We start from the raw sequence: 15,757 nt of genomic DNA on the forward strand, positions 1-15,757 counted from the left end.
CGACAATGGAAGGGCCGCTCCCCCCGAGGGAGCGGCCCTTCGCTTTTTCCCGGAGTGTGGACCGGGCCCGCGCGCTCAGCGCGTGGCGGTCTGGAACAGGGGGGCGGCCAACGCCTCGCAACGGGCACGCCACAGGTCGCGCTCGGCCCGCAGGTCTTCCATCTTGCCGACCTCTTCGGCGATGTGGGACCGCAGCTCGCGGATTTCCTGGGCCAGGATGATCTGAAGCTCGTCGCGCCGGTCGGACTCGAGCCGGAGCCGGGCCTTCAGCATCATGTTCTCGGCCATGATCTCGGACAGCTCGTCCTCGGCATCCTCGCTCGGCTTCGCCGCGGTGACGAGGCGGGGCGCCCAGGTGCGGATCTCGGGCTCGGGCGCCACAGGAGCCACCGGCGCTGCGACCGGCGGCTCGACCGTCCGGGCTTCGGCGGCGAGCATCGTGGCGAGCCAGTCGCGCAGGGGGGCAGCAGGGCCGGGCGTCCGGAGGGCGGAGTCGTGGGACGGGGTCTGTCGCGCGGGTTCCGACATCGGAGCAGTCCTCGGGCACCTGATGCGGTGCGTGAGCGCTCATCTGGACCTGTCATGCTTAATGAACGGTAAAGTTTAACCGTTCGAACACCGTCCTCCTTCGGCACGGGCGCCCTCGGCCGGGATTGACTTGGCGCGCCATCGGGCCTATCGCCCGCGGCTCCATTTCGACGTTTCGATCGTCGCGAAGAGCCGCCGACCGGTCCGAGAGGCCGGAGGTCAACGTCCGACAGCGCGTCTGCGCCCTCGGGCGCGCTCGTCGTTGCCGTGAATGCGCCGAAGCCACTGCCTTGCGAGCCTTTTGCCATGGCGCCCGCGAACGAGACGCCCCTCCGCATCGAGGATGCGGTCAACGATCTCTGCCCCTGGTCGGGCAAGCCGATCGTGGCCGACGCGTTGACGCTCTACAACGGCGCGGTGGTCGGCTTCTGCGATCCCGCGTGCCGGGACCAATTCGCGCGGGCGATCGCGAGTTTCGAGGACGCGCTCCGGGCGCGCCGCGTGGCCAATGCCGGCCTCCACCAGTAGCACGGGCTGACGGGACGCATGTTCGAAGGCCTTTCCGATCGCCTCTCCGGCATTCTCTCCGGGCTGACGCGCCGTGGCGCGCTGACCGAGGCGGACGTCACCGCCGCCCTGCGCGAGGTGCGCCGCGCGCTGCTCGAAGCGGACGTGGCCCTGGAGGTGGTGCGCTCCTTCACCGACCGGGTGCGCGAGAAGGCGGTGGGCGCCGTCGTGCTCAAGTCGGTGACGCCCGGCCAGATGGTCGTGAAGATCGTCAACGACGAGCTCATCGCGATGCTCGGCACCGATGCCGGCGTCGTCGACCTCAACGCGCCCGCTCCGGTCGCCATCCTGATGGTCGGCCTCCAGGGCTCGGGCAAGACGACCACCACCGCCAAGATCGCCCGGCGCTTGAGCCAGCGCGACAAGCGCCGCGTGCTCCTCGCCTCCCTCGACACGCGCCGCCCGGCGGCGATGGAGCAGCTCGCGATCCTCGCCAAGCAGGTCGAGGTCGAGAGCCTGCCGATCGTGGCCGGCCAGTCGGCGGTGCAGATCGCCCGGCGGGCCATGGAGGCGGCGCGGCTGGGCGGCTTCGACGTCGTGATGCTCGACACCGCCGGCCGCACCACGGTCGACGAGGGCCTGATGACCGAGGCCGCCGAGGTGAAGGCGGCGACCAACCCCCACGAAGTCCTGCTGGTGGCCGACGCCCTCACCGGCCAGGACGCCGTGAACACGGCCCGGGCCTTCGACGAGCGCCTCGGCGTCACCGGCATCGTGCTGACCCGCATGGACGGCGATTCCCGCGGCGGCGCGGCGCTCTCCATGCGCGCCGTGACGGGCAAGCCGATCAAGCTCGTCGGCGTCGGCGAGAAGGTCGACGCGCTCGAGGAGTTCCACCCCCAGCGGGTGGCCAACCGCATCCTCGGCATGGGCGACATCGTCTCGCTGGTCGAGAAGGCCGCGGAGACGATCGATCACGAGCAGGCCCTGCGCACCGCCGAGAAGATGCGGAAGGGCAAGTTCGACCTCGAAGACCTGTCGATGCAGCTCGCCCAGATGGAGAAGTTGGGCGGCATCGGCGGCCTGATGGGGATGCTGCCCGGCATGGGGCAGATCAAGAAGCAGGTCGAGGGCGCCAATCTCGACGAGAAGATGTTCAAGCGCCAGCGGGCGATCATCTCGTCGATGACGGCCCAGGAGCGCAAGAACCCCGACATCCTCAAGAACTCGCGCAAGAAGCGCATTGCGGCGGGCGCCGGCGTCAAGGTCGAGGAGATCAACAAGCTCCTCAAGATGCACCGGACCATGGCCGACATGATGAAGTCGTTGGGCTCGGGCAAGCGCGGCGGCATCGGCCAGGCGCTCGGCAACATGTTCGGGCTGGGCGGCGGGATGCCGGGGGGAATGCCGGGGGGCATGAACCTGCCGCCGGGCATGCCCGAGCCGACGCCGGAGCAGATCGCGCAGATCGAGAAGCAATTCGGCGGCAAGCTGCCGCCGATGCCCCCCGCCGCGGGGGGCGGGAAGATGCCGGGCCTGCCGGGCCTCGGCGGACCCAAGCTGCCGGGCCTCGGCGGCTTCCTGCCGGGCCGGAAGAAATGACGATCTTGTCCGCCCAGGGCGTCGATCCCGAGCTCGCGCGCCTGCGCGATAGCATCGACAATTTCGATGCCGCGCTGATCCATCTGCTCGCCGAGCGCTTCCGCTGCACGCAGCGGGTCGGCGAGCTGAAGGCCCGCAAGGGCCTGCCTCCCTCCGATCCGGACCGGGAGGCGCGTCAGGTCAAACGCCTGAGGAATCTCGCGGTCGAGGCCAAGCTCGACCCCGATTTCGCCGAGAAGTTTTTGGCCTTCGTGGTCAAGGAAGTGATCCGGCACCACCAGACGATCGCGCAAAACGCCGATCTCGCACACGACACCGAAAGGAACGACTGATGTCCCTCAAGATCCGCCTCACCCGCGGCGGCGCCAAGAAGCGCCCCTATTACCGCATCGTCGTCGCCGATGCCCGCGCCCCGCGCGACGGCCGCTTCATCGACAAGGTCGGCGCCTACGACCCGATGAAGGCCAAGGACGATCCGGCCCGCATCGTGCTCGACAACGAGAAGATCCAGTCCTGGCTCGCCAAGGGCGCGCAGCCGACGGACCGCGTCCTGCGCTTCCTCGACGCCGCCGGCCTCGCCAAGCGTACCGTGCGCAACAACCCGCAGAAGGCCGAGCCCGGCGAGAAGTCCAAGGAGCGCGCCGCCAAGCGCGCCGAGAAGGCCGCCGCCCCGGCCGAGGACGCCGCGGCCTAAGCGCCACGAACGCCCCTCCCCCTCCGGCTTGCCGGAGGGAGAGGGATTTTTCCGCGGTCTTCCTGTCGAGGCATTCCCTATGGCCCGCCGCCCCGGCGCCTCCTTCCGCGGACCCGCCCGGCCCGAGCCGTTGGGACGCGAGGCCGTGACCTCGGCGCGCAAACCCGCCACGGCCAAGGCGGCCCCGCCCGCCTCCCCCGATCCCGACCTCGTTGTGCTCGGCGAATTCGGCCGTCCGCACGGCCTGCACGGCGAGATCCGCCTGAAATCCTATACCGGACAGCCCACCGCCATCGCGGAGTACGGGCCGCTGCGCCTGTCCGACGGACGCATGGTCGAGCTCGAGGAGGCCCGGCCGGCCCCCGGCAGCGCGCCCGACGTGCTGATCGTGCGGGTCAAGGGCGTCGCCGACCGCACCGGCGTGGAAGCGCTGAACCGCCTCACCCTCGCGGTCTCCCGCGCGCGCCTCGGCGAGGCCGCGGACGAGGACGAGTTCTTCCTGACCGACCTCATCGGCCTGTCCGTCGAGGACGCGGCCGGGACGTTGATCGGCACCATCGTCGCGGTCCCGAATTACGGCGGTGGCGACCTGCTCGAGGTCCGGCCCGCCGCCGGCGGTCCGACGGCGTTGCTGCCCTTCACCAAGGCCTTCGTGCCAAATCTGGACATCGCTGGCGGCAAGGTCGTCGCCGACCCGCCGGAGGATCTGTTCGCTCCACCGGGGCCGAAACCCACCGACGATCCGGGCTGAGCGGCCGCAGACGCCGGACCCCGCCGCGGCGCGGGGCCTCAGCGCTCCCCGGACACCATGGCGATGCGGGCCAGCCGGATCGGTTCGGACGACATCGCCAGGGGGCCGTCGAAGGGGCGCTCGTGCAGGCCGATCACCCCGAAGGTGACGATCATCGCCGTGGAGAACAGCACCAGCGTCGCCGCCTGGGCGGGCGGGCGCTCCCAATGGACCAGGGCGATCGAGATCAGCGTCAGCACGGCCAGCGCCATCAGGGTCAACCACTTGCTCTCGTCGCTGTGGGAGGCGCTGAGGGCGAGGCGTTCGCTCCGGGCCGAGCGGAGCTGCATCACCGCCTCCAGCAGGGCCGCATGGGTCGCCTGCCCGGCCTCCACGGCGATGCGCGGGTCCGCCGCCGCCTGGAGCAATTGCCCGAGGGCGCGGCCGGCCACGGAGGAGGAGGCGCCCGTCTCCGCCATGGACGGCCATTCCTCCCGCACCACGGCGTCGAGATAGGCCGCGAGCAGACCGCGCAGGGCGCTCATGTCCGGGGTCGAGGCGATGCTGAGATCGTAGACGGCAAGCGCGTGGGCGCGCTCGCTCTGCACCACCCGGCCGGCCTGACGCTGGCGCTCCCAGGCATCGTTGGCGACGAAGCCCGTCAGCAGCGCGAGGAGCACCGCGACGACGCCGATGTAAGGCGGTACGATTCCGGTGGCGAGGACACGCCCGGCCGCTCGCGTCCCCGGCAGGTTGGCCAGCAGGCTCAGCACGAGGCAGACGCCGAGGAAGCCCGCGGTCAGCAGGGCAAACATCAGCCAGACCGGCTGTTCGAGCCAGAATCCGAGGATCATTGAGGGGACCGACCGGCAGAAGGACGCGCGGGCTCAGCCTGTGGGACCAACCCCTCCGATTCGGTAAAGGCCCCTCACCGCCCGCCCCGCGTCGCCGCGTCCCGGCAGGGGCGGATCGCCTCGGGGGCCGGCCGGCGGTCGGGATCGGGCGCCTCGAACACCGCGAGATAGCCGACGCCGCCCTTCAGCGGGGTCATCGAGATCTCGCGGTAGCCGACGGCGGCGAGTTCGCAGCGCAGGAGTGTCGGCGGGGTGCCGTGGCGCGAGGGAATCGCGTCGGCGTCCACGATGCCGACCCGTCCGCCGGGCTTCATCGCGCCGGCGAGATTCCACAGCAGGCCGAAGGGCTGGGCGATCTCGTGATACATGTGGACCAGCACGGCCGCGTCGAGGGCGCGCGGCGGCAGCCGCGGGTCGTGCGCCTCGCCCCGCACCACGGTGACGTTGGCGAGCCCCTTCGCCCGCACCCGCGCCTCCAGGTCGGCGAGGTAGTCCGGCGTGATGTCCTGGGCGAGGATGCGGCCCTGCGCGCCGACGCGGGGGCTGAGGCGGAGCACGGAGTAGCCGTTGCCCGCGCCGATATCCGCCACCGTCTGGCCCGGCGCGATCCGCATCAGGCGGACGACCTGCCCGACCTCGTCGGCCCGGTCCCGCATCCGGTCGTCCGCCCATTGCGCCGCCACGATCTCGGCCACCGGCCGGTCGGGCTTCGGGAAGCGTTCGGCCGGCGCCCCCGGTGGCCCGAGCGGCTCGGCGGCCCCGGCGGGCAGCGACAGGAGGAGAAGGGCGGCGAGGGCGCGGATCATGCCCGCGGGCAACGCGCAGCGGCGGCGAACGTGCCGGGGCGCGACACGACCGACCGGGCGCCCGGATTGACCGAACGCGGTTCGCATCGCACAAACCGGCGGCAAGCTTCGCCGTTGCGCGAAGCCCCCAGTGCCGCCGGCTCCCCGGAGACCCTGCCCGTGACCTGCCGATTCGCCCTCCTCGCCGCCGCCCTGCTCCTGATGCCCGCCGCCGCCGTCGCGGCCCCGCCGGCCGGTGCCGGCTGTGGTCCGACCATCGAGCAGATGCAGACCATCGTCGAGGGCGACGTGCGGACCGGCGACCTCTCGGAGGCGGTGGGCAAGCGCTTCGGCGCCGATCTCGACAAGGCCTCCGCCGCCTGCGCCGCCGGCCGCGGGGCCGAGGCTCTGCGCCTGCTCGCCGCCGCCAAGAGCCGCTACGGCTACCGCTGAGGCCGCGCGGCGCGGCCCCTCACGCCGCGAAGACGCTCGCCAGATAGGCCTGCACGAAGCCCGGCATCCGGCTCGGGTCGATCTCGGCGCGGGAGCGGACGACGACGCTGCGGGCGAGTTCCGGCGCGTCGTCATGGCCCCGGTGCACTTCGATGCGGGCCTTGAGATCGGCGGCGTCGCGGTCGAAGCGGACCGGGCGCAGGAAGGCGAGCTGGCCGTCGCCGCGCAGCAGGACCCATTCCTCCGCCGCCCCCTCCGGCAGGGACAGGCCGGTCTCCTCGTGAAATTCGCGGACGGCGCTGCCGGGGAGGTCGATGGTGCCGTCGGCGCGCAGATCGCCCGGATCGGGCGTGCCGCAGGGGAAGTAGATCTGGCCGGCATTGGCGGTGTGCGGGCCCATCACGCCGAGCACCACCGCGCCGTCGGCGCTGTGCGGCACGATCGCCGCGAAGGCGTTGGCCACGCCGGCATCGGGCCCGCCCGCGTCGCGAAACGCGAGGAAGCGCGAGTAGCGCACCTCGAACAGCTCGGCCTCGCAGGCCGCGTCCGCGACGCGGCAGCCGGAGGCGAGGTAGACCGGGCCGTCGAACAGGCCCGGGGTCCGTGCGCGCCGCCGCTGCCAGTGGCGCTCGATGGCCTCCGCATGGTCCCGCGCCCAGGCCCAATCGTGGCTCACCAGCCGGGCGGTGATCCGCCCGAGCGCAATCCGCGCGAAGCCCGGCGCCGACAGGATGTCGGCCGCCTCAATCGACATGCAGCACGCCCTCGCTCACCCGCACGGCGGCCCCGCCGATCTCGACAGAGCGCAACGCCCCTTCGGCGACGACGAGCTGGAGGCTGATCGCGCTCGGTCGGCCCATGGCGACACCCTGCCGGATCAGCACGTCGTGCTCGCCGTTGCCCAGCGGCTCGAACTGCATCAGGACGCCCGCGAAGGCCGCCGCCGCGCCGCCGGTGGCCGGATCCTCGGGCATGCCGAGCCGCGGGGCGAACATCCTGGCCTGGTACTGCCGCCCGAGCCCCTCGGGATCGAGGGCATAGAGGTAGAGCGCGTCGGCCGCCTCGAAGGTCTCCGGGGGGAAGAGCCGGCTCAGCCCCGCATCGTCGAGCCGCGCCCGGTCGAGGGCGTCGCGGCTCGCCAGCGGCACGAAGGTGAAGGCCGGGCCCACCCCGTGCCGGCTCGGCTGGTGACGGTGGAAGCCGATCTCCTGGGGCTTGAGGCCCAGCGCCTCGGCGAGTGCCCCGGCCTCCGGCGCCGCGCCGAGATAGGTCGGCATCACCGGCAGCTTGAACCGGGCGTGGCCCGAGCGCCCGTCCGCCCCGATCTCGACCGCGCAGGCCACGATGCCGATCCGCTCCTCCAGCCCGAAGGCGACGGCGTCGGCGAGGCCCCGCTCCGCCCGCTCCGCCGCCGCCCGGTCGTGCAGGGCCAGGAGGATGGCCGTGCCGATCGTCGGATGGCCGGCAAACGGCAATTCGCGGGCCGGGGTGAAGATCCGCAAGGCCGCCCGGTGTCGGCTCTCCGCCGGGGGGGCCACGAACACGGTCTCGGAGAGGTTGAACTCCCGGGCGATGGCCTGCATCGCCGCGTCGTCGAGCCCGTCGGCGTCGAGCACGACGGCGAGCGGGTTTCCGGCGAGCGCCGTGTCGGTGAACACGTCGAGGGTCGCGAAGCGGCGTTGCGGCATCGGGCTTCCTTTCCGGACGAGGGGAGCGGGTGTCTCGGGCTCTGGGTCAGACGGCCTCGACCGGGAAGGCGCGGGTCGGAGCGACGAACTCCTCCTGCGCCGCCACGGTCAGCAATTCCTCCGCGCCGGCCTCCGCCGTGCGGCGCAGGAGGCCGTGGATCGAGGCGGCGGCCATGCCCAGCGCCAGGGCCGCCGAGCGGGTGCGCAGGTAATGCACGAGGTAGAGCGCGGCGACCGCATCGCCCGCCCCCGAGACCGCCTTCAGGTCGAGGCGCGGCGTGCGCACCCGCCAGAACGTGCCCCCCTCCCCGGCCAGCATGTCGATGGCGTCAGAAGGCGTCTCGGCGGTGGCCAGCGAGGTGACGAGCACGACCCGCGGCCCCAGCGCCTGCACCGCCGCGACGGCGGCCTTGGCGCCCTCCAGCGTGTCGGTCGCCCGGCCGGCGATCAGATCCAGCTCGAACTGGTTCGGGGTGAGGATGTCGGCCGCGGGCACCGCCTGGGCGCGCATGAAATCGGCGATGCCGGGGCGCACATAGACGCCCGCATGGGTGTCGCCGATGACGGGGTCGCAGCAATAGACCGCCGCGGCGTTGGCCGCCCGCACCGCCGCGACCGCCCGCAGGATCGCCGTGCCGATATCGGCCGAGCCCATATAGCCGGAGAGCACCGCGTCGCAGTCTCGGAGCGCACCGCGCTCGGCCACGCCCTGCACCACCTCCTCGACCGCCGGCCCGTCGAAGACCCGGCCGCGCCACGTCCCGTAGCCGGTGTGGTTGGAGAACTGCACGGTGTGCACCGGCCAGACCTCGACCCCGAGCCGTTGCATCGGGAAGACCGCGGAGGCGTTACCGACATGGCCGTAGGCGACATGCGACTGGATCGACAGGACCTTCATGACGCTCCCGGATGTCCGCGTGCCCCGCTTTCATACCGCATCGGCCGGGCCGCGCATCCCGCACCCTTGCCGCCATAGGCCCTCTTCGCCAGATGAGGCATCGCCGCTTCCGGAGACAGCATGGATTTCGAGACGATCAAGCAGTCCGTGCTGGCCTTCATCGAGGCGCACCGGGCCTGGGCGCCCCTGGTGACGGGGGTGATCGCATTCTGCGAATCCCTCGCCTTCCTGTCGCTGCTCGTGCCGGCGACCTTCATCCTGCTCGGGATCGGCGCGCTGATCGGCTCCAGCGACCTGCCGTTCTGGCCCATGGTGATCGGGGCGGGCATCGGCGCGGGTCTGGGCGATTGGGTCTCCTACGAGGCCGGCCACTATTTCAAGAACGACGTGCGACGCTTCTGGCCGATGCGCCGCTATCCCGAGATGACCGACCGGGCCGAGGACTTCCTTCGGCGCTGGGGCGCGGGCGCCGTGGCGATCGGGCGGTTCATCGGTCCGGCCCGCGCGGTGGTCCCGCTGGTGGCCGGCTCGTTCGGCGTCAACCGCCTCCCCTTCCAGATCGCCAACTGGTCTTCCGCCTTCGTCTGGGCCTTCGTGATGCTGGCCCCCGGCGCGGGGCTGCTGGCCTGGCTCAAGCACTGACACCAACGCGCCCGGCATGCGTCGCTTCCCGCCCGAGCGGATCGTCTGCCTGACGGAGGAGACGGTCGAGACCCTGTATCTGCTGGGCGAGGACCACCGCATCGTCGGGGTCTCGGGCTACGCGGTGCGCCCGCCCCAGGTCCGGCGGGAGAAGCCGCGGGTCTCGGCCTTCACGAGCGCTGACCTGCCGAAGATCCTGGCGCTCGCCCCCGACCTCGTGCTCGCCTTCTCCGACCTCCAGGCCGGCATCGTCGCCGATCTCGCCCGGGCCGGAATCGCCGTCCACCTGTTCAACCAGCGCGACGTGGCCGGCTGCCTCGCGATGATCCGCACGCTGGGGGCCCTGGTCGGCGCCGGGGCGCGGGCCGAGGCCCTCGCCTGCTCCTACGAGTCCCGCCTCGCCGCGGCGGCCGCCGCCGGCGCGGGCCACCAGCGGACGCGGGTGTATTTCGAGGAATGGGACACGCCGATGATCGCCGGGATCGGCTGGGTCTCCGACCTGATCGGCTATGCCGGCGGCGAGGACGTGTTCGCGGCGGTGAGCCGGGCGCAGGGCGCGGCGGGCCGCATCGTCACGCCCGAGCAGGTGATCGCCGCCGCCCCCGAGGTGATCCTCGCCTCCTGGTGCGGCAAGCGGGTCAACGTGGCGCGCATCCGCGCCCGGCCGGGCTGGGAGGCGATCCCGGCGGTGGCTGAGGGGCGCATCCACGAGATCAAGTCGCCGCTCATCCTGCAGCCGGGGCCGGCGGCGCTCACGGACGGGTTCGACGCGATCCGCGCGGCCCTCGCCTGAGGCGGCGGACGCCGGGACCGGGCCGAAAAAGCAGGCGCCCAAACGACGACGCGGCGCGGGAGGGCCCGCGCCGCGTGGATCGGATCGAACGGAGGGGTCGGTGCGGAGGCCTCAGGCCTCGACGCCGGTGCCGGCGGCTTCCGCCGCAGCCGCCTGATCCTCGACCAGCTTCCAGGTCTTGGTCTTGGAATAGGGGCGGGACTCCTCGATGAACACCGTCTGCCCGATCTTGGCCGCATTGGCCTCGTCATGGGCATGGTAGTTCTTCGAGCGGCGAACCGTCTTTTTCATCACCGGGTGGGTGAAGCGACGCTCCACCTTCACGACGATGGTCTTGTCGGTCTTGTCGCTGACGACGACACCCTGAAGGACGCGCTTGGGCATGAGTTACTCCTTCAGGCCTTGGCCGCGCCGAGCGTCTTCTGACGCTGCAGCGTGCGGACACGGGCGATGTCGCGGCGAACCTCACGGACGCGGGCGACGTTCTCGAGCTGGCCCGTCGCGCCCTGGAAGCGCAGGTTGAACTGCTCCTTCTTCAGGTTGACGAGCTCGTCGGAAAGCTGATCCGCCGACAGAGCGCGCAGATCAGACAGTCTCTGTTCGGACTTCATGATCTCTTCCTATCAATCAGCGATGCGCTGGATGACGCGGGTGCGCACCGGCAGCTTCGCGGCACCGAGGCGCAGGGCCTCGCGGGCGATGTCCTCGGCGACACCGTCGACCTCGAACATGATGCGGCCCGGATGCACGCGGGCCGCCCAGAACTCGGGGGCACCCTTGCCGGAGCCCATGCGGACTTCGGTGGGCTTCGCGGTCACGGGCAGATCCGGGAACACCCGGATCCACACGCGGCCCTGACGCTTCATCTCGCGGGTGATCGCGCGGCGGGCCGCCTCGATCTGCCGCGCGGTGATCCGCTCGGGCTCCAGGCACTTGAGGCCGAACTGGCCGAAGTTCAGCTCAAAGCCGCCCTTGGCCGCGCCATGGATGCGCCCCTTGAACTGCTTACGGAACTTGGTCTTCTTGGGTTGCAGCATGGCAGCCTCTCAATTCCTCCGGGTGGCCGGGTCACGCGTTGGCGTGATCGCGGCGGCCACGGCCCCCGCGGTCGTCGCCGTCACGCTCGCGGCGCCCGCCGGAACGGCCGCCCTCTTCCTGGGCCTTCTTGTCCTGAGCCATCGGGTCGTGCTCGAGGATCTCGCCCTTGAACACCCACACCTTGATGCCGCAGGTGCCGTAGGTCGTGAAGGCGGTGGCGGTGCCGTAATCGACGTCCGCACGCAGGGTGTGCAGCGGAACGCGACCCTCGCGGTACCATTCGGTCCGCGCGATCTCGGCACCGCCGAGACGGCCCGCGCAGTTGATGCGGATGCCCTCGGCGCCCAGGCGCATGGCCGACTGCACGGCGCGCTTCATGGCGCGACGGAAGGCGACACGGCGCTCGAGCTGCTGCGCGATGGACTCCGCGACCAGCGTGGCATCGACCTCGGGCTTGCGCACCTCGACGATGTTGATGGTCACGTCGGCCTTGGTCATCGTGCCGACGAGCTTGCGCAGCTTCTCGATGTCCGCGCCCTTCTTGCCGATCACCACGCCCGGACGGCCCGAGTGGATGGTGACGCGGCACTTCCGGTGCGGGCGCTCGATGACGATCTTGGAGACGGCGGCCTGCTTGAGCTGCTTCATGAGGGCGGCGCGGATCGCCACGTCCTCGTGCATCAGCTTGGCATACTCGCCCTTCTCGGCGAACCAGCGGGAATCCCAGGTCCGGTTGATGCCGAGACGCAGGCCGATCGGATTGATCTTCTGACCCATGGGGATACTCCTCAGGCCGCTTCAGCGCGCACTTCGCGAACCACGATCGTGAGGTTCGAGAAGGGCTTCAGGATGCGCGCGCCGCGACCGCGGGCACGGGCGTGGAAGCGCTTGAGCACCAGCGCCTTGCCGACGAAGGCCTGGGAGACGACGAGATCGTCCACGTCGAGGTCGTGGTTGTTCTCGGCGTTGGCGATCGCGCTCTCGAGGCACTTCTTCACATCGCGGGCGATGCGCTTGCGGGAGAACTCGAGGTCGGCGAGCGCCGACTCGACCTTCTTGCCGCGGATCAGCGCCGCCACGAGGTTGAGCTTCTGGGGCGACACGCGGAGCATCCGCGCGACGGCCTTCGCCTCGTTCTCGGGGAGCGCGCGGGGGGTGGCAGCTTTGCCCATCTCAGCGCCTCTTCGCCTTCTTGTCGGCCGCGTGACCGGGGAAGGTGCGGGTCGGCGAGAACTCGCCGAACTTGTGACCGACCATCTCTTCGGTGACGTAGACCGGGATATGCTTGTGTCCGTTGTGCACACCGAAGGTGATGCCCACGAACTGCGGAAGGATCGTGGAGCGGCGGCTCCAGATCTTGACGACCTCGTTGCGGCTGCCGCCGCGGGCGGCGTCGGCCTTCTTGAGGAGGTAGCCGTCGACGAACGGCCCTTTCCAGAGGGAACGTGCCATGGCTGTTACTTCTTGCGGTTATGGCGGCTGGACAGGATGAAGGTGTCGGTCCGCTTGTTGGACCGGGTCTTCTTCCCCTTGGTGGGCACGCCCCAGGGCGTGACCGGGTTCCGGCCGCCCGAGGTGCGACCCTCGCCGCCGCCGTGCGGATGGTCGACCGGGTTCATCGCGACGCCGCGGACATGCGGGCGCTTACCGAGCCAGCGGTTGCGACCGGCCTTGCCGAGCGAGATGTTCATGTGGTCCGGGTTCGAGACCGCACCGACGCTCGCGAAGCACTGACCGTGCACGAGGCGCTGCTCGCCCGAGTTCAGGCGCAGCGTCACGTAGCCCTGATCGCGGCCGACGATCTGGGCGTAGTTGCCCGCCGAGCGGGCGATCGCGCCGCCCTTGCCGATCTTCAGCTCGACGTTGTGGACGATGGTGCCCACCGGCATCGATCCGATCGGGCCGGCATTGCCCGGCTTGATGTCGACGCTCTCGCCGGCCACCACCTTGTCGCCCGGGGAGAGGCGCTGCGGAGCCAGGATGTAGCTCTGCTTGCCCTCCGGGAAGGTGATGAGGGCGATGAAGGCCGTGCGGTTCGGATCGTACTCGATCCGCTCGACCGTCGCCGCCACGTTGAGGTTCTCGCGACGCTTGAAGTCGACGTTGCGCAGGACCCGCTTGTGACCGCCGCCGCGGAAGCGGACGGTGATGCGGCCCAGGTTGTTGCGGCCGCCCGAGGAGCTCTTGCCCTCGGTCAGCGCCTTCACCGGCTTGCCCTTGTAGAGCTCACGGCGGTCGACGAGCACGAGCTGGCGCAGGCTCGGCGTGACCGGTTTGAATGTCTTCAAGGCCATCGGCTTGATCCTAACGCTTCAAGTCTCAGAGGCCGGTCGTGACGTCGATCGAATCACCCTCGGCGAGGGTCACGATCGCCTTCTTCACGTCCGAACGCTGCCCGCGCTGCCCGCGGAAGAACTTCTTCTTGCCCTTGGTCGTGAGCGTGTTGACGCCCTTGACCTTGACGTCGAACAGACGCTCAACCGCTTCCTTGATCTGCGGCTTGGTGGCCTTCGGGGCGACCCGGAAGACGACCTTGTTCTGCTCGGTGAGGTTGGTCGCCTTCTCGGTGATGACCGGGGAGACGATCACGTCGTAGTGGCGCGGATCGGCACTCATTTGAAACGCTCCTCCAGCGCATCGACGGCAGCGCGCGTGAGCACAAGCGTGTCGCGGCGCAGGATGTCGTAGACGTTGATGCCCTGGACGGGCAGCACGTCGATCTTCGGAACGGAGCGGGCGGCGCGGCCGAAATTCTCATCGACCTCCGGGCCGCCGATGATCAGCGCGCTCGACCAGCCGAGCTTGCCCAGCCGCTCGACCATGGCCTTGGTCTTGTGGCTGTCGATCTTGATGTCGTCCACGACGATCAGGGTCGACGCCTTGGCCTTGGCCGAGAGCGCGTGCTTGAGCGCCAGGGCCCGGACCTTCTTGGGAAGATCGTGGCCGTGGTCGCGCACCACCGGACCGAAGGCCCGGCCGCCGCCGCGGAACTGCGGGGCGGAAGCGGCGCCGTGGCGGGCGTTGCCGGTGCCCTTCTGCTTGTACAGCTTCTTCGAGGTGCGATCGACGTCCGAGCGGTTCTTCACCGCGTGCGTGCCGGCGCGCCGCTTGGCGAGCTGGTAGCGCACCATGCGGTGCAGGATGTCGGCGCGCGGCTCGAGGCCGTAGATCGCCTCGTTGAGCTCGACCGAGCCGGCGGTGCCGCCGTCGAGCGTGGTGATATCGAGTTTCATCACGCGTTCTCCTCGGACGCAGGAGCCTCAGCCGGCGCTTCGGTCTGGGCCGATCCGTTCGCGGAGCCGTTCTCGCGGAACTTGCCCGGCAGCGGCACCTCGGCCGGCAGCTTGCGCTTGACGGCATCGCGAATCTGGATCCAGCCGCCGGCGACGCCGGGGACGGCGCCCTCGACCAGGATCAGACCGCGCTCCGGATCGGTGCGGACGACCTTGAGGTTCTGGGTCGTGACGCGCTCGACGCCCATATGGCCCGGCATCTTCTTGTTCTTGAAGGTCTTGCCCGGATCCTGACGGCCGCCGGTCGAACCGATCGAACGGTGCGAGATCGACACGCCGTGGGTGGCGCGCAGGCCGCCGAAATTCCAGCGCTTCATGCCGCCGGCGAAGCCCTTACCCGAGCTGGTGCCCGTCACGTCGACGAACTGGCCCGGGATGAAGTGGTCCGCGGTGATCTCGGCACCCACCGGGATCAGCGCGTCCTCGGACACGCGGAACTCGGCGAGCTTCTTCTTGGGCTCGACCTTGGCGACCGCGAAGCGACCGCGCTCGGCGGCCGACACGTTCTTCACCTTGGCCTTGCCGACGCCCACCTGGAGGGCGACGTAGCCGTCCTTCTCGGTGGTGCGGTGTGCCACAACCTGGCACTGATCGATCTGGAGCACGGTCACGGGCACGTGTTCCCCAGCGTCCGTAAAGACGCGGGTCATGCCGACCTTCCGTGCGATGACGCCTGAGCGCATAGGTCACTCTCCTCGCGCGATGAAACGGTAAGCTCTAAGCCCCACGCGGGCTCAGAGCTTGATCTCCACGTCCACGCCAGCGGCGAGGTCGAGCTTCATCAGCGCGTCCACGGTCTGCGGCGTCGGGTCGACGATATCCAGCACCCGCTTGTGCGTGCGCATCTCGAACTGCTCGCGCGACTTCTTGTCGATGTGGGGCGAGCGGTTGACCGTGAACTTCTCGATATGGGTCGGCAGCGGGATCGGGCCCCGGATCTGCGCCCCGGTGCGACGCGCCGTGGAGACGATCTCCTTGGTCGACGCATCGAGGATGCGGTGATCGAACGCCTTGAGGCGAATGCGGATGTTCTGACCGTTCATGACCTGACCTCGGCGGAAACGTTGCGGAGCGGGCGCGAGGGCCCGCCCCTCTTACGTCCCCTGACGATGATGCCTTGCGGTGGCGGTTAGTCGTTGATGGCGGCGACGACGCCGGCACCGACGGTGCGTCCACCCTCGCGGATGGCGAAGCGCAGCTTCTCTTCCATGGCCACCGGCACGATCAGCACGACGTCCATGGTCACGTTGTC

At 70.4% G+C, this 15,757-nt stretch carries 25 protein-coding genes and 1 pseudogene; 8 read left to right on the forward strand and 18 right to left on the reverse strand.

Going from position 1 to position 15,757, the window contains the following annotated elements; all coding sequences use genetic code 11:
- Window positions 1–75 precede the first annotated feature (75 nt).
- Window positions 76–528: a hypothetical protein gene (locus tag LW587_RS17235; protein ID WP_232630826.1), complete on the reverse strand. Its 453-nt coding sequence runs from the start codon at window positions 526–528 to the stop codon at window positions 76–78.
- A gap of 306 nt (window positions 529–834) precedes the next feature.
- Between LW587_RS17235 and LW587_RS17240 the strand changes: the two genes are divergently transcribed.
- The 5 genes from LW587_RS17240 (at window position 835) to rimM (ending at window position 4,082) form a co-directional block, all read left to right on the forward strand.
- Complete coding sequence (locus LW587_RS17240; RefSeq protein ID WP_232630827.1) at window positions 835–1,056, forward strand: glutathione S-transferase; 222 nt, start codon at window positions 835–837, stop codon at window positions 1,054–1,056.
- A gap of 18 nt (window positions 1,057–1,074) precedes the next feature.
- Entirely contained in the window at window positions 1,075–2,637 is a 1,563-nt protein-coding gene (gene ffh / locus LW587_RS17245; protein ID WP_232630828.1) for a signal recognition particle protein, read from the forward strand.
- A complete protein-coding gene (locus tag LW587_RS17250) occupies window positions 2,634–2,969 on the forward strand; it encodes a chorismate mutase (protein WP_232630829.1) in 336 nt (111 codons plus the stop codon). Before ffh ends, LW587_RS17250 begins: the two co-directional genes overlap by 4 nt.
- Window positions 2,969–3,331: a 30S ribosomal protein S16 gene (gene rpsP, locus LW587_RS17255; RefSeq protein ID WP_232630830.1), complete on the forward strand. Its 363-nt coding sequence runs from the start codon at window positions 2,969–2,971 to the stop codon at window positions 3,329–3,331. Before LW587_RS17250 ends, rpsP begins: the two co-directional genes overlap by 1 nt.
- A gap of 79 nt (window positions 3,332–3,410) precedes the next feature.
- A complete protein-coding gene (gene rimM / locus LW587_RS17260) occupies window positions 3,411–4,082 on the forward strand; it encodes a ribosome maturation factor RimM (RefSeq protein WP_232630831.1) in 672 nt (223 codons plus the stop codon).
- A 38-nt stretch (window positions 4,083–4,120) separates the two neighbouring features.
- On the opposite strand, the gene LW587_RS17265 is transcribed toward rimM, so the two are convergent.
- Window positions 4,121–4,915 carry a bestrophin-like domain gene (locus LW587_RS17265; RefSeq protein ID WP_232630832.1) on the reverse strand — a complete coding sequence of 265 codons (795 nt, stop codon included), beginning with the start codon at window positions 4,913–4,915 and terminating at the stop codon, window positions 4,121–4,123.
- A 74-nt stretch (window positions 4,916–4,989) separates the two neighbouring features.
- Window positions 4,990–5,721, reverse strand: a complete 732-nt coding sequence (locus LW587_RS17270) for a class I SAM-dependent methyltransferase (protein ID WP_232630833.1) — start codon at window positions 5,719–5,721, stop codon at window positions 4,990–4,992.
- 201 nt (window positions 5,722–5,922) lie between these two features.
- Here LW587_RS17270 and LW587_RS17275 point away from each other — a divergent pair, with 201 nt between their 5' ends.
- Window positions 5,923–6,153 carry a hypothetical protein gene (locus LW587_RS17275; protein ID WP_232630848.1) on the forward strand — a complete coding sequence of 77 codons (231 nt, stop codon included), beginning with the start codon at window positions 5,923–5,925 and terminating at the stop codon, window positions 6,151–6,153.
- 19 nt (window positions 6,154–6,172) lie between these two features.
- Here the strand turns inward: LW587_RS17275 and LW587_RS17280 are convergent, their stop codons facing one another.
- From LW587_RS17280 to pdxY, 3 genes are read right to left on the reverse strand one after another with little or no spacing between them, the layout of a single operon-like run.
- Entirely contained in the window at window positions 6,173–6,907 is a 735-nt protein-coding gene (locus LW587_RS17280; protein WP_232630834.1) for an NUDIX hydrolase, read from the reverse strand.
- Complete coding sequence (locus tag LW587_RS17285; RefSeq protein WP_232630835.1) at window positions 6,897–7,841, reverse strand: PhzF family phenazine biosynthesis protein; 945 nt, start codon at window positions 7,839–7,841, stop codon at window positions 6,897–6,899. Before LW587_RS17285 ends, LW587_RS17280 begins: the two co-directional genes overlap by 11 nt.
- Before the next feature lie 46 nt (window positions 7,842–7,887).
- Window positions 7,888–8,739: a pyridoxal kinase PdxY gene (pdxY, locus tag LW587_RS17290; protein ID WP_232630836.1), complete on the reverse strand. Its 852-nt coding sequence runs from the start codon at window positions 8,737–8,739 to the stop codon at window positions 7,888–7,890.
- A 120-nt stretch (window positions 8,740–8,859) separates the two neighbouring features.
- Here pdxY and LW587_RS17295 point away from each other — a divergent pair, with 120 nt between their 5' ends.
- Entirely contained in the window at window positions 8,860–9,381 is a 522-nt protein-coding gene (locus LW587_RS17295; protein ID WP_232630837.1) for a DedA family protein, read from the forward strand.
- Window positions 9,382–9,397: 16 nt separating this feature from the next.
- Window positions 9,398–10,174, forward strand: coding sequence for a cobalamin-binding protein (locus LW587_RS17300; protein WP_232630838.1), 777 nt, complete (start codon window positions 9,398–9,400; stop codon window positions 10,172–10,174).
- A gap of 111 nt (window positions 10,175–10,285) precedes the next feature.
- Here the strand turns inward: LW587_RS17300 and rpsQ are convergent, their stop codons facing one another.
- The 12 genes and pseudogenes from rpsQ to tuf all read right to left on the reverse strand — a co-directional run.
- Window positions 10,286–10,558 (reverse strand): 30S ribosomal protein S17, encoded by a 273-nt coding sequence (rpsQ, locus tag LW587_RS17305; RefSeq protein ID WP_232630839.1) that lies wholly within the window; start codon window positions 10,556–10,558, stop codon window positions 10,286–10,288.
- 11 nt (window positions 10,559–10,569) lie between these two features.
- Complete coding sequence (gene rpmC / locus LW587_RS17310; RefSeq protein WP_232630840.1) at window positions 10,570–10,785, reverse strand: 50S ribosomal protein L29; 216 nt, start codon at window positions 10,783–10,785, stop codon at window positions 10,570–10,572.
- Window positions 10,786–10,797: 12 nt separating this feature from the next.
- On the reverse strand, window positions 10,798–11,211 hold the full coding sequence (gene rplP, locus LW587_RS17315; protein WP_232630841.1) for a 50S ribosomal protein L16: 414 nt from the start codon (window positions 11,209–11,211) through the stop codon (window positions 10,798–10,800).
- 31 nt (window positions 11,212–11,242) lie between these two features.
- Complete coding sequence (rpsC, locus tag LW587_RS17320) at window positions 11,243–11,989, reverse strand: 30S ribosomal protein S3 (protein ID WP_017485511.1); 747 nt, start codon at window positions 11,987–11,989, stop codon at window positions 11,243–11,245.
- An 11-nt stretch (window positions 11,990–12,000) separates the two neighbouring features.
- A complete protein-coding gene (gene rplV, locus LW587_RS17325) occupies window positions 12,001–12,384 on the reverse strand; it encodes a 50S ribosomal protein L22 (RefSeq protein WP_056247407.1) in 384 nt (127 codons plus the stop codon).
- Between the two features lies 1 nt (window position 12,385).
- Entirely contained in the window at window positions 12,386–12,664 is a 279-nt protein-coding gene (gene rpsS / locus LW587_RS17330) for a 30S ribosomal protein S19 (RefSeq protein WP_003597098.1), read from the reverse strand.
- A 5-nt stretch (window positions 12,665–12,669) separates the two neighbouring features.
- Complete coding sequence (gene rplB, locus LW587_RS17335) at window positions 12,670–13,506, reverse strand: 50S ribosomal protein L2 (RefSeq protein ID WP_232630842.1); 837 nt, start codon at window positions 13,504–13,506, stop codon at window positions 12,670–12,672.
- A 25-nt stretch (window positions 13,507–13,531) separates the two neighbouring features.
- Entirely contained in the window at window positions 13,532–13,828 is a 297-nt protein-coding gene (locus tag LW587_RS17340) for a 50S ribosomal protein L23 (RefSeq protein ID WP_232630843.1), read from the reverse strand.
- Window positions 13,825–14,445, reverse strand: coding sequence for a 50S ribosomal protein L4 (gene rplD, locus LW587_RS17345; RefSeq protein ID WP_232630844.1), 621 nt, complete (start codon window positions 14,443–14,445; stop codon window positions 13,825–13,827). The genes LW587_RS17340 and rplD overlap by 4 nt, the downstream gene beginning before the upstream one ends.
- Window positions 14,445–15,188: a 50S ribosomal protein L3 gene (gene rplC / locus LW587_RS17350; RefSeq protein WP_232630845.1), complete on the reverse strand. Its 744-nt coding sequence runs from the start codon at window positions 15,186–15,188 to the stop codon at window positions 14,445–14,447. The genes rplD and rplC overlap by 1 nt, the downstream gene beginning before the upstream one ends.
- Window positions 15,189–15,239: 51 nt before the next feature.
- A complete protein-coding gene (rpsJ, locus tag LW587_RS17355) occupies window positions 15,240–15,548 on the reverse strand; it encodes a 30S ribosomal protein S10 (protein ID WP_003597088.1) in 309 nt (102 codons plus the stop codon).
- 86 nt (window positions 15,549–15,634) lie between these two features.
- Window positions 15,635–15,757: pseudogene (gene tuf, locus LW587_RS17360) on the reverse strand (elongation factor Tu); the annotation flags it as partial.

The organism is Methylobacterium sp. Leaf118 (assembly GCF_920984675.1).
GTDB lineage: Bacteria > Pseudomonadota > Alphaproteobacteria > Rhizobiales > Beijerinckiaceae > Methylobacterium.

Excerpts from the sequence above, each read along its gene's own strand:
- rimM (WP_232630831.1), top strand. The coding sequence starts at position 3,411 with ATGGCCCGCCGCCCCGGCGCCTCCTTCCGCGGACCCGCCCGGCCCGAG.
- LW587_RS17235 (WP_232630826.1), bottom strand. The coding sequence starts at position 528 with ATGTCGGAACCCGCGCGACAGACCCCGTCCCACGACTCCGCCCTCCGG.
- rpsP (WP_232630830.1), top strand. The coding sequence starts at position 2,969 with ATGTCCCTCAAGATCCGCCTCACCCGCGGCGGCGCCAAGAAGCGCCCC.
- LW587_RS17275 (WP_232630848.1), top strand. The coding sequence starts at position 5,923 with ATGCCCGCCGCCGCCGTCGCGGCCCCGCCGGCCGGTGCCGGCTGTGGT.
- rpsJ (WP_003597088.1), bottom strand. The coding sequence starts at position 15,548 with ATGAACGGTCAGAACATCCGCATTCGCCTCAAGGCGTTCGATCACCGC.
- LW587_RS17270 (WP_232630833.1), bottom strand. The coding sequence starts at position 5,721 with ATGATCCGCGCCCTCGCCGCCCTTCTCCTCCTGTCGCTGCCCGCCGGG.
- rplP (WP_232630841.1), bottom strand. The coding sequence starts at position 11,211 with ATGCTGCAACCCAAGAAGACCAAGTTCCGTAAGCAGTTCAAGGGGCGC.
- rpmC (WP_232630840.1), bottom strand. The coding sequence starts at position 10,785 with ATGAAGTCCGAACAGAGACTGTCTGATCTGCGCGCTCTGTCGGCGGAT.
- LW587_RS17250 (WP_232630829.1), top strand. The coding sequence starts at position 2,634 with ATGACGATCTTGTCCGCCCAGGGCGTCGATCCCGAGCTCGCGCGCCTG.
- rplV (WP_056247407.1), bottom strand. The coding sequence starts at position 12,384 with ATGGGCAAAGCTGCCACCCCCCGCGCGCTCCCCGAGAACGAGGCGAAG.
- LW587_RS17285 (WP_232630835.1), bottom strand. The coding sequence starts at position 7,841 with ATGCCGCAACGCCGCTTCGCGACCCTCGACGTGTTCACCGACACGGCG.
- pdxY (WP_232630836.1), bottom strand. The coding sequence starts at position 8,739 with ATGAAGGTCCTGTCGATCCAGTCGCATGTCGCCTACGGCCATGTCGGT.
- LW587_RS17295 (WP_232630837.1), top strand. The coding sequence starts at position 8,860 with ATGGATTTCGAGACGATCAAGCAGTCCGTGCTGGCCTTCATCGAGGCG.
- LW587_RS17340 (WP_232630843.1), bottom strand. The coding sequence starts at position 13,828 with ATGAGTGCCGATCCGCGCCACTACGACGTGATCGTCTCCCCGGTCATC.
- rpsQ (WP_232630839.1), bottom strand. The coding sequence starts at position 10,558 with ATGCCCAAGCGCGTCCTTCAGGGTGTCGTCGTCAGCGACAAGACCGAC.
- LW587_RS17280 (WP_232630834.1), bottom strand. The coding sequence starts at position 6,907 with ATGTCGATTGAGGCGGCCGACATCCTGTCGGCGCCGGGCTTCGCGCGG.
- rplD (WP_232630844.1), bottom strand. The coding sequence starts at position 14,445 with ATGAAACTCGATATCACCACGCTCGACGGCGGCACCGCCGGCTCGGTC.
- LW587_RS17240 (WP_232630827.1), top strand. The coding sequence starts at position 835 with ATGGCGCCCGCGAACGAGACGCCCCTCCGCATCGAGGATGCGGTCAAC.
- rplB (WP_232630842.1), bottom strand. The coding sequence starts at position 13,506 with ATGGCCTTGAAGACATTCAAACCGGTCACGCCGAGCCTGCGCCAGCTC.
- LW587_RS17300 (WP_232630838.1), top strand. The coding sequence starts at position 9,398 with ATGCGTCGCTTCCCGCCCGAGCGGATCGTCTGCCTGACGGAGGAGACG.
- rplC (WP_232630845.1), bottom strand. The coding sequence starts at position 15,188 with ATGCGCTCAGGCGTCATCGCACGGAAGGTCGGCATGACCCGCGTCTTT.
- rpsC (WP_017485511.1), bottom strand. The coding sequence starts at position 11,989 with ATGGGTCAGAAGATCAATCCGATCGGCCTGCGTCTCGGCATCAACCGG.
- ffh (WP_232630828.1), top strand. The coding sequence starts at position 1,075 with ATGTTCGAAGGCCTTTCCGATCGCCTCTCCGGCATTCTCTCCGGGCTG.
- rpsS (WP_003597098.1), bottom strand. The coding sequence starts at position 12,664 with ATGGCACGTTCCCTCTGGAAAGGGCCGTTCGTCGACGGCTACCTCCTC.
- LW587_RS17265 (WP_232630832.1), bottom strand. The coding sequence starts at position 4,915 with ATGATCCTCGGATTCTGGCTCGAACAGCCGGTCTGGCTGATGTTTGCC.